The sequence below is a fragment of the uncultured Halorubrum sp. genome, from assembly GCF_937146585.1.
In the GTDB taxonomy this organism is placed as follows: Archaea; Halobacteriota; Halobacteria; order Halobacteriales; family Haloferacaceae; genus Halorubrum; species Halorubrum miltondacostae.
The window spans coordinates 1-8,323 of the sequence record NZ_CAKZRO010000001.1 but is presented as its reverse complement, the minus strand read 5'-3'; the positions used below and the strand labels follow the sequence as shown (position 1 = coordinate 8,323).

16 protein-coding genes are annotated in these 8,323 nt (G+C 64.4%); 12 read left to right on the top strand and 4 right to left on the bottom strand.

Translation table 11 applies throughout. The features are described from left to right. The 3 genes from Q0116_RS00080 to Q0116_RS00070 all read left to right on the top strand — a co-directional run. Positions 1 to 222 (top strand): hypothetical protein (locus tag Q0116_RS00080; protein WP_297884362.1); only part of this gene is annotated, 222 nt, incomplete at its 5' end. Positions 223 to 299: 77 nt separating this feature from the next. After that, entirely contained in the window at positions 300 to 956 is a 657-nt protein-coding gene (locus Q0116_RS00075; protein WP_297884360.1) for a hypothetical protein, read from the top strand. Beyond that, complete coding sequence (locus tag Q0116_RS00070; RefSeq protein WP_297884358.1) at positions 957 to 1,346, top strand: hypothetical protein; 390 nt, start codon at positions 957 to 959, stop codon at positions 1,344 to 1,346. Here Q0116_RS00070 and Q0116_RS00065 read toward each other — a convergent pair. Together Q0116_RS00065 and Q0116_RS00060 are read right to left on the bottom strand one after the other, a co-directional pair. Beyond that, positions 1,343 to 1,525, bottom strand: a complete 183-nt coding sequence (locus Q0116_RS00065) for a hypothetical protein (protein ID WP_297884357.1) — start codon at positions 1,523 to 1,525, stop codon at positions 1,343 to 1,345. The two genes, Q0116_RS00070 and Q0116_RS00065, sit on opposite strands and share 4 nt — an antisense overlap. Next, positions 1,522 to 2,400, bottom strand: a complete 879-nt coding sequence (locus Q0116_RS00060; protein WP_297884355.1) for a hypothetical protein — start codon at positions 2,398 to 2,400, stop codon at positions 1,522 to 1,524. The genes Q0116_RS00065 and Q0116_RS00060 overlap by 4 nt, the downstream gene beginning before the upstream one ends. A gap of 246 nt (positions 2,401 to 2,646) precedes the next feature. Here Q0116_RS00060 and Q0116_RS00055 point away from each other — a divergent pair, with 246 nt between their 5' ends. The 3 genes from Q0116_RS00055 (at position 2,647) to Q0116_RS00045 (ending at position 4,256) form a co-directional block, all read left to right on the top strand. Continuing rightward, on the top strand, positions 2,647 to 3,228 hold the full coding sequence (locus tag Q0116_RS00055) for a hypothetical protein (protein ID WP_297884353.1): 582 nt from the start codon (positions 2,647 to 2,649) through the stop codon (positions 3,226 to 3,228). Positions 3,229 to 3,349: 121 nt separating this feature from the next. After that, the gene (locus Q0116_RS00050; protein ID WP_297884352.1) at positions 3,350 to 3,580 is read left to right on the top strand and encodes a hypothetical protein; all 231 of its coding nucleotides are present in this window, start codon (positions 3,350 to 3,352) and stop codon (positions 3,578 to 3,580) included. Position 3,581: 1 nt separating this feature from the next. Next, positions 3,582 to 4,256 carry a hypothetical protein gene (locus Q0116_RS00045; RefSeq protein WP_297884351.1) on the top strand — a complete coding sequence of 225 codons (675 nt, stop codon included), beginning with the start codon at positions 3,582 to 3,584 and terminating at the stop codon, positions 4,254 to 4,256. Here the strand turns inward: Q0116_RS00045 and Q0116_RS00040 are convergent. Both Q0116_RS00040 and Q0116_RS00035 read right to left on the bottom strand, forming a co-directional pair. Further along, positions 4,253 to 4,819, bottom strand: a complete 567-nt coding sequence (locus Q0116_RS00040) for a hypothetical protein (protein WP_297884350.1) — start codon at positions 4,817 to 4,819, stop codon at positions 4,253 to 4,255. The genes Q0116_RS00045 and Q0116_RS00040 overlap by 4 nt on opposite strands. Before the next feature lie 38 nt (positions 4,820 to 4,857). Continuing rightward, positions 4,858 to 5,211, bottom strand: coding sequence for a hypothetical protein (locus tag Q0116_RS00035; RefSeq protein ID WP_297884349.1), 354 nt, complete (start codon positions 5,209 to 5,211; stop codon positions 4,858 to 4,860). Between the two features lie 55 nt (positions 5,212 to 5,266). On the opposite strand from Q0116_RS00035, the gene Q0116_RS00030 reads away from it, so the two are divergent. The 6 genes from Q0116_RS00030 to Q0116_RS00005 all read left to right on the top strand — a co-directional run. Further along, the gene (locus Q0116_RS00030; protein WP_297884347.1) at positions 5,267 to 5,695 is read left to right on the top strand and encodes a hypothetical protein; all 429 of its coding nucleotides are present in this window, start codon (positions 5,267 to 5,269) and stop codon (positions 5,693 to 5,695) included. Positions 5,696 to 5,790: 95 nt separating this feature from the next. After that, positions 5,791 to 6,693 (top strand): hypothetical protein, encoded by a 903-nt coding sequence (locus Q0116_RS00025; protein ID WP_297884346.1) that lies wholly within the window; start codon positions 5,791 to 5,793, stop codon positions 6,691 to 6,693. After that, the gene (locus Q0116_RS00020) at positions 6,690 to 7,391 is read left to right on the top strand and encodes a hypothetical protein (RefSeq protein WP_297884345.1); all 702 of its coding nucleotides are present in this window, start codon (positions 6,690 to 6,692) and stop codon (positions 7,389 to 7,391) included. The genes Q0116_RS00025 and Q0116_RS00020 overlap by 4 nt, the downstream gene beginning before the upstream one ends. Before the next feature lie 25 nt (positions 7,392 to 7,416). Beyond that, positions 7,417 to 7,809 carry a hypothetical protein gene (locus Q0116_RS00015; protein ID WP_297884343.1) on the top strand — a complete coding sequence of 131 codons (393 nt, stop codon included), beginning with the start codon at positions 7,417 to 7,419 and terminating at the stop codon, positions 7,807 to 7,809. A gap of 62 nt (positions 7,810 to 7,871) precedes the next feature. Further along, the gene (locus Q0116_RS00010) at positions 7,872 to 8,054 is read left to right on the top strand and encodes a hypothetical protein (RefSeq protein WP_297884341.1); all 183 of its coding nucleotides are present in this window, start codon (positions 7,872 to 7,874) and stop codon (positions 8,052 to 8,054) included. Continuing rightward, positions 8,044 to 8,323: hypothetical protein (locus tag Q0116_RS00005; RefSeq protein WP_297884340.1), on the top strand; the 280-nt coding region annotated here is incomplete at its 3' end. The genes Q0116_RS00010 and Q0116_RS00005, both read left to right, overlap by 11 nt.

The following is an 8,323-nucleotide window of genomic DNA, read 5'->3' as shown; positions in this document are numbered from 1 at the left end:
GAGAGGACGGCGACGATACAAGTAATTCGGGTGGGCAGGGCGGTGGCGGTGGTGGTGGCGGGGGCGGTGGTGCTGTCTTTGTCGTTGCCCGTTCTGCTGAAATCTCTCCCACTTCTCAGGACTTCTCGGGCGGTGTCGGTGGAAGTGGTGGGGCTGGTGGAGCCTTTTTGGGAAGGGGGGGCCAAGATGGTGCTGATGGCGAAGATGGTGAGGGATTCGTGATCGTCGATAACCCGTAGCCCGGTTGATACGACCCCCCCACACGGTTTTAACTCCGCGCCCGAAACGGCTGTAATGAGATGCTACCACCGCAACTACTTCGCGTTCTCCGCGAACTGTTAGGCCCGAACGTCGAGGTCGGTGCGGCGGCGGTCGCCGTCGTGCTGACCGGGATCGCAGCCCGCGCCTACTTCGGTTCCGTGCTGTTTCACCCGCGCTACGTCGTCGTTTGGAACATCGTGCGCCGGGTCGCAGCGCCCATCCTTCAGCGGGTAGTCTACCGCTACCTGCCGTTCGACATAGAGGTGGAGAACGACTCCGAGCCGAACGAGTACGCGGCGACGGTCGAACTGGACCCGAAGCCGCTCGCGCTCACGCTCGATCAGGTCCGCGAGGTCGAGGTGCCGCTGTTGAACGGGTACAAGACCGCGCCTGACGGTCGGAAGGAGCGCGCCACGTTCGTCTGGTACTACGGCCCGAAGCCGCTCCAGATGCTCCCCCGCTGGCTCCGCCGATATCAGGTGGACGTGACGGTGTTCCGCCGCGAGGATGGACGGTACGACCTGTTCGTCCACGCCGAGGCGAACAGTTACCGCCCGGACCTGTGGTTCGATCACCTGTTCAAAGGCCCGTCGTTCGACGCGGCCGAGGGTGTAGAGCGGGCGCAGAACGCGCTTGACGACGCCGATGTGGAGTGGCGCGTCGAAGGGCAGCAGGCAACGGAGCGTGGCGCGTAGATGGAGCCGAACGCGATCCTGACCCACCTCGATATAGTGCTGGCTGTGATCGCCCTCGGCTCTGCTCTCAAGAGCGCGTACAACGGCCTGCTGCGGTCAATGGTCTCGAACGTCCAGATGATCCCCGAAATCCGGCAGTCCCAGCAGGAGACCCATGAGACGCAAGGGAAGCTGGTGGACGCGGTAGTGGCGCTGTCGATCGCTGAGAGCGACGACGGCCGGACCGTGGACCCCCGCGAGATCGAGCGGAACCTGCGGGAGAACGGGACAGTCCGCGACTACCTCCGGCGTGAGAAGGACGGCCGCTCGCCGTTTGCGGATGTCGAGGACGAACTGGAGGAGGTGTCTGAAGAAGAACGACGTTGGCGGCAGGATTCCGACGGCGACTAATCGGTCAGGAGACCTGCTGGGGCGGCTGCGAGAGCAGCCAGCAGGGCTGCTGTCACCGCCACCTCCGCTATCTCCCTGTTAGGGGCGTCCGTTGCGGAGCGAAGGATAACACCCGTAGTGACGCCTGAGACTCCTGCCGCGGCCGCGCCGAGAGCCGCGGCGTTGGCGAGCTTAGTCATACGAGGCTGACCTCGACGTTCATGTTACGCCCAGTCGGTAACTGGTCGCTCGGGACTTCTATGACGCTTTCGACGGGGTTGAGGGTGTAGTTGACCGCTTCTGTCCACACCTCAAACCCGCCTACACGGACCGACGCCGTTGCGCTCCCGCGAGAGCCGTCCCCGTCTACCGTCAGCCGGACGCGAAGCGGGTCCTCGTTCTCTATCGAGCAGTCTGTAATGCTCGGGGCTACCGGGTCGGGTTCTGGCGGCTCTTGGTCGTCCACCGGGCCGTCTGCGGGATCGTCTTCCTCGACGGTGACGGTCCCGCACTCGCTAAAATTTCCCTCGACCTCGATCTCCACAGGCATATCGGTGCCTACGGGGAGATCGTCGGCGGGGATCGTCTGGGTGAACGACCCTCCCCTCGGCGGCACGAAGTTGACCGCCGACGCCACGCTGCGGCCGTCCACGTCGATGTTAACGCGGGTGTCACCGCTGGCGTCCCCGGATGGGGCGAGCGTGTACGAAACGGTGAGGTCGCCGTTCGACTGGGACACGTCGCAGTTGGTCAGGCCGATGCTGCCGCCCTGCTCGCCCCACATGACCTGATCCTGTACGCCGACGTACTCTTCCGGGGCCGTGACTTGTGCCGTGACGGTCCCCCCTGTTGTGTCCCCGATACCGAAGGACACGTCGCGGATCTCCGCGTCTCCGGGGAACGAGCCGGCGCCCCCGACAAGCGTTCCGCTCCGGGTGACAGTACCGCCGGTTCCGGTGTCGTTGATGTTGATCTCGTAGTCAATAGTCTCCACCGTCTCTGTACTGACGGACACAGCAACTTCGAGGGTGTTGCCTGTGTCCTCCACGTTTAGGATCTCTACGTCGAGCGCCATGTCTCCCCGTTCGGCGCGTCCTGCCAAAAGAGTACGGCCCGCAGTCAGGCGCGCGAGGCGTCCACACTCAGTCGAATGCCGGGACGACCGTGATGGTTCCACAGTTTGCCATACGCGGCGGTATGGCCGCTATCAGTAAAAGTGTCGGTGCCGCAGGTCCGTTTCCGGGTTTGGAGTGAGAGGTGCTAGAGGACGCTGACGTACTTGCCGACGCACTTAATACGGTTAAATAGGGTACAATGTAGCATGGCAGACGATATGACGAAAGCGATCCGGACCCGGATGGGCGAACAGACCCGACTTGTCTTTGACGTGCCAACAGGCCAGAGACCAACCCGTCAGGTGCTACAGGCGGCAGCAGACGCAGTAGCAGAAGAGACGGGCACAGGAGTCAATATGACCGGCCGCGGGCGGAAGGTAACTGTTGACACCAACGATAGAGAGCCGGTCCACGACGTGATCGACGTGGCCGAAAGCGTCCTCCAGAACGAGCTTGGCGACGGGTCGGCCCGCGACGACTTTTCGGTTCGCAAGTCCCTTCTCCGCGCGGAGGGTACACGGAGTCAGACGCCTCAACCGTGCTTTGAGCCGTCTAGCGGGTTTAGTAGAGGCGGCCTCGATCGGGCGGGGGAGTTGTATAACCTTGTTGCCGCCCCGCGGGGGTCGGTTGAGCAGGTTGGTGGCCGAATCTACTACGACACGCCGGGACAGTCGATCTCGCACGTCCAGCTCGACGTAGCCGAGATCATAACCCGCCGGATCGCCGCCGCTGAGGGAGTCACGGTGCCTCGCTTCCACACCATCAAAGTGCGTGACCACCACGCATGACCGACGACTGAACCTCTGGTTCTAACAACTGTTCAAGAGCGTGCTTCCGGGTTCGGGAGGAAACCCCGACTCAATATTCTACGGGGAAAGGATTTTGACCTGCGCCCGTAGAATACCGTGTATGAACGTCAGGTTTGATGATCCGCTCACCGGGACCGTTACCGCGTCGAACACTTCGTGCGGCACCGTGACTGTCACCGAGGACACCACAGGCGGCGGTGGCGGTGGTGGCGGGGGGGACGGCGGCACCACGCCCCCGGACATGGGCGGTATCGGTATCCCGGACGACCCGGCCGTCCTCGGTGGTCTCGGGCTGCTGGCGCTGATCGTCGTCGCGCTGCTGGTGATCTGAGATGGATCTCCAGTTTGACGCCTCGTTCGCTGAAACGCCCGGAGGTGCGGTGTCTGGGAACGCGATAACCGCGAACAACCCGTTTTCGGACACTTTCGTCCTCCAGACTGACGCCACAGGGCCGCTCTGGTACGCGGAAGACGTGCGCGCCCCCGAGGAGGTGCCGGCGGGCGGGGTCGTAGACATCGCTGTCGATATGGTGAACGAGCGGACGGTTATCACCCCGCTTAACCCAGACCAATGTACTGACGGACTGACTAACGGGCTGGAGTCGGAGGTCACTATCCAACCTGACTGGACTGACGGCCAAACTGTGACCGACTGCCTTGCCGCTGGAGGGTTCACTCCCAGCCGCAGGACACACGAGTTTGGGTTCCCCGCCCCAACAGAGCCGGGGACATACACCTTCTCGGTAGAGGTTAGGGCGCCCGGCTCAGGGGAAGGGGGGATTGAGACGTTCCAACTCGTTGTGCCGTCGCCCGACGATGGCGGGAGCGGCCTACGCCCCGATCCTGACCCGCCGGGCGGCGAAGACGGCGACGGCGACAGCGACAGCGGCGGAAACCCGTTCGAGAACCTGATCGACTCGCTCACGCTCGGTACCGACAGCGCCGCGGTCCCGCTCGTGATCCTCGTCGTGATTCTCGTGGCGCTGCTGTACCTGACCGCGATTTAGGACGACTCAAGCAGTTCGCCACACGAGGGGCACCGGAACTGCTCGCCGGCCGGCGGGAGGTCGGTGATCTGCCCGTCACAGGACGGGCAGCGAACGTAGTCGTCCACGGTCTCCACGCTCGACTGGTCCGCCTGCTTCGCGCGGTTGACGTTCTCCATCTTCTTCTCGGCCATCTCCTGTCCGACGCTGGCGATAGCCGACCCAAGCGCGGTGGTGAGCTTCCCCTGCGTCTCGGCCTTCTCCTCGGGGCTGCCCGTTCCCATGTCAGCCACCAGCGAGCCGACCTGCGCGCCCGCTTGGAGGGCACTCTCGCGGCTCTGGAGTGCGCCTTCGGCTGCCGGGGCGTCTTGCTGCCGCGCCGGCTGCTGTTGCCTCTGAGACGGCTCTGGTTCGGCTGGCTCGGGCTGGGCGGCCTCGGCTGACTGGTCCGGCTCACCGATTCGGACGCGAGTGGTCCCACACTCCGGGCACTTCGGGCCGCCGCTGGCGTACTCTTCCGGCGGCTTCTGGAGCCACCACTCGTCCTTGTCACAGTCTTCGTTCTCGCAGTTGGCGTAAGCCATATCGCCACGAACGAGACCGATGGAGTAAAAACGTGGGGTTAGAACGAGGGCCGTCTCGTCTCCGCCATGACCGACGTGCCCTTGATCGTGTACCCGGCGTCGGAGACGGCGCCCTCCAGCGCGGTCTTGATCTCCCGCAGGTCGGCCCACTCCATCCCCGAGATCGTCTCGGCCGCGAACGAGTCCACGGTGTAGTCTTGGCTCACCGTCTCGACCAGCCCCGAGGACCGGGTTAGCTGCTGTTCTACGTCCCGGCGGATCCCGGCAACCTCAAGCTGTGCCTCCTGAAAGTCCACGTCCTCCTCCACGGTCACGACCACGGAGATGAACGGTTCGCGGATGTCGTCGCTGTCGTTGGCCCGCTCCCGGAGTGCTTCTTCAATACCTGACATACACCTGTTGTCACCGGCCCTGAGACTTATTGGTACCGCTGCTCGATACACGCCCATGCCGACGCTCAACGAACAGGTCGCCCGAGTGGTCTCCTCGAAGGTCACGGGCTACGTGGCTGACTACCTCGTCAGCGACGAGATGTCCGAACTGGAGAAGGCCAAGCAGAAGCAGCGCGAGGCCGAGGCGAAGGCGCTGGCGAAAGCCGCAGCCCGTGATCAAGGGTCTGACCCCAAGGGTTCGGCCCGGGAAGACACCACTCCAGCAGCCATCCGCGAGATGATGGACGACGAAGACTGCCCAGTCTGTACGAAGATCCTCGACGCGGTAGCCGACATGGACGAGCCGCGCCGGACGCAGGGCGTGGCCGAGTACGGCGAGTTTCGGCGGGCGATCGAGGACAGCGAAGAGGCCGCGGTCGAGGTGCTGGAAGATAGCGACGTGCTGGAAGACGCGCTCTCCGGGATCCGCGCGGGGGGGCTATGAGAGCCGCCGTCCAGATCCCCGCGTACCACGAAGGACCACGCCTCGCTGAGACCGCCGAGGCCATCCTTCAGCAGCGCGCTCCCGAGGGCGGGTAGATGGACGGGTTCAAAGACGCCATCCGGGAGCGGGCTGGAATAGCCTCAACGGGCAACCTGTACCGCGGCGGGGACTTCGGCTTCCCAACCATCGAGGCCGACGAGGTGGACGTGTGGTACGTCGAGGAGGACGAGGAGGCGGTGGACGACGTGCGGCCTAAGAGCGCCGAGGACGCGCTCACAGTCGTCCGCAAGGAGACAGAGCTAATCGCTGGTGGCCTCTCTCAACGGCTCGCCGGCAGCGCCAAGTTCTCCCAGAAGCTCTCTGAAGTTGGGACTGTCCTCGTTTTCGACCCGGCGCGGATCGACCCACGGCCTCAGCCCATCGAGTATAATATCGACTGGTTTGACGACAACCCCGGCCTCCTCGCGCGGATAGACACCCTCTCGAACGGAGAGATCCGCTCTGCCGAGGACGGGCGGGTCCTCGGACTGACGTGGGAGGAGGGTGGTATCCACAAGACGAAACGCGAGAATCTGGAGTTTACCGCCACGTCGGAGACCTACTCTACCGAGGAGGAGTGGTTCGCGTACAGCCCCACGCTGGAGGTGGGTGAGGCCCTGATAGGCGGTCTCAGCGTTGTCCACACGCAAAAGGCGGTCGGCGGCTCCGTACAGGGTGCGCTGGCCGAGTTTGAAGGGTTCGGGATGGGAGGCTTCGGCCGCGAGGAGTCGATAACGGCCATGTCCACACGAGAGCAAGGTGAAACGCTTGCCCCGCTGATCCGGAGAGACGATCCAGTCCTTAACGGGCGCGAAGAGCCGTACTGGTTAGTCGTGGTCGAGGACGACCGCGAGTGGAAGTCAAACGGCGGTATCGCCCGCGAGGAGTTTCTACTCGCCACGAACGGGGTAGATACTATCACGGACCCGGCCCAACTGCCGGCGTACATCCCTGTATGACTGACGGCTACAAAGACGAGATCCGCAAGCGTGCTGGTCTGGACGGCCTCGACCTGTATCGCGTCGGTGTACCGTCGATCGGTGAGACCTACGGCGGCCGGTTTACCGGATCCCGCGACACAGGCGGCCTCGGGACGGGCGTCTACGCCTTCACCACCCGAGAGGCAGCCGAGGACAACGCCGACGCCGGCCAAGAGGTGTTCGTGCTGGAGAACGCGCTCTCGAACCCAATCAGGCCCGAAGACTTCCAGACCACGGTGTCGCTCAACGACCTCGGGATAGAGATGGCCCGGGCTGCGACCCGTGTCCGACGCGGGGAGAGCAGCTTCCCAGAGGAACGAGACAGACCCGATCGCCGCCTCAAGCGGAAGGCTCGGGACGTGCTGTTCGGAACACCCGAGCTACAGGACCTCTACGGGTTCGACACCGACGAGTTTGTGGAAGATGTGATCAGCGCCACCGCCCTCGCAGAGCAGTCCGTCGAGACCGAGCCGGAGGGGACGGTCGCCCAGCCCATCAACCACCTGCTGTGGCCGGAGTTTGATGGGGTCTACCCCGAGGGTGAAGCCGGCGAAAGCGGCACCTACGGGGCTGTAATCTACAAGACCAAGATAGACGAGTGCGTAGGCCGGCGCACCGAGCGCGCCGAGCAGATCCCGGCCGACACGCTCAACGACTGCTTCCGGCGCAACGACTAAGCCGCGCGACTCAGTACGTGGAGGTATGCCAGACGAGTCAGACTCCTGCTCTCGGGCAGCACAGGCCGCGATCGAAGTCGTCCGTGAGGAGTGTGGTGGGATGGACGTAGAGATCCGCGAGATGGACGACAACACGTTCATCGAGATCCCCACGGAGGACGCGCAGATGATGGCCTCTGCGGGCAACTCGCCGGTCCCGCTCTCGAACTACGAGGACGTGATCGACCAGTCGTCGTTCCTCCGAGATTGGCTGGGTGGTCGCGCCTCGTCCGGGGGCGTCGATCCGGACCCGATGGACGAGCGGTTCGCGTCGGTGGTTCACAACCTCTCCGGGGCCATCTTTGACGACCCGCTCGGGTTCGACCCCGAAGACCTGCTCGGGACCGACGCGCTGGAAGCAGTCAGCCGGGCTGCGTAGGATCTTAGTACCGTGCGCCCGTAGCCACGGGCGTAATGGGGATATTCGACAAGGTTCTCGATGTGGACCCGTCAGCGGACCACGAGTGGGGACACGGCTTCGACCGCTCGGCCTGCGCGAACTGCCCGCACAACACGGGTGGGAAGGTTCCGACCTGCGACCTGTGCGGCTGCCCGCTGTTCAACCTCGACAAGACGGGGGCGCCACCCTCGGACTGCCCGAAGCTGGAGGAGCATGAGCAGTAGCGACTTCGTGGAGGCAAAGCTGCGCCACATGATCGACTGCCTCCGCGCCTACGCGGACCACATGGAGGCGGGCGAACACGAAGACGCCTTCGAGGCCGCCGACGCCATCGGGTCCGAGGATGGGGAGGGCTGCCCGGTCTGTGAGCGGCTGTCGTCGTCGCTGGCGGCCTCTGTGCCCTACGCGCGGTGGTTCCCGGACCCGGGGGTGGGCGAGCAGATACAGGAGTCAGCAGCAGGCCGCGCCCGGGGCTACGCCGACGAGTTGGAGG